Annotated in this window: 1 protein-coding gene; it reads left to right on the top strand. The window is 68.9% G+C overall.

The features are described 5' to 3' along the window. Positions 1-238: 238 nt before the first annotated feature. The gene (locus tag VQ03_RS35095; protein ID WP_280948507.1) at positions 239-361 is read left to right on the top strand and encodes a hypothetical protein; all 123 of its coding nucleotides are present in this window, start codon (positions 239-241) and stop codon (positions 359-361) included. The last annotated feature ends 349 nt before the right edge of the window (positions 362-710 follow it).

Below are 710 nucleotides of genomic sequence, written 5' to 3'. Positions count from 1 at the left end.
TCGCGATCATGAAGAAGATATGGCCATTGGCGACGGCCGGTTCATCCGGGGCGGCCCGCGCCCGGTGCCGGAGGTGGTGCCGCGTATAGCAGGTCTGCGGGGGTTGGGGAGTCGCCGCGACCTGACGCACCACTTGCACCATCGCCGTAGTCCGGCCGCTCGGCACGCCCTCTCCATCCAAGGCGGCCGACTTGGCAGAACGCTTGCTTGCCGAGCAGGCCTGTCAGGGGATCTGGCCATGATGGACGCGAACGCACTGAAAGATCTGTTCGACCGCTGGGAACGCGTCTGGCACGAGGGCGCCTTCGACCTCGTCGAGACATGCGTCGCTCCGCGTTACATCCGGCCGGGTCCTTCCTGACGGTGATCGTCACGAACGGCCAGCCGTTCACATGTCTCGCCCCCCTCTCCGGTCAGCGCCAGCTAGAAAGGCGGCGGCCGGCGATCCCGCCGCAAGCCCCGCATGCCACGGGGCCCTCGCGGCCGGAGAGGATCTTCCCCAACGTTCAGAGTGATCGCGCGGCGAGGTTACCGATTCGCCTAGCCGGCGGAGCTCCGCCCGTGCCCGTCAGACCGGGACGCCGTGCTTCTCGGCAAAAGCCGCCAGCGCCGGGCGCAGCGACGCCCCGTCCTTGGTCCGTGCCAGTTCCTGCTCCAGGAACGCCGCCACCGCGCCGGCATCGATCCCCAGCACCATCGCCTTGACCGGG

The sequence above is a fragment of the Methylobacterium tarhaniae genome (genome assembly GCF_001043955.1).
Classification (GTDB): Bacteria; Pseudomonadota; Alphaproteobacteria; order Rhizobiales; family Beijerinckiaceae; genus Methylobacterium; species Methylobacterium tarhaniae.
This window is presented reverse-complemented; position numbering and strand designations above follow the sequence as displayed.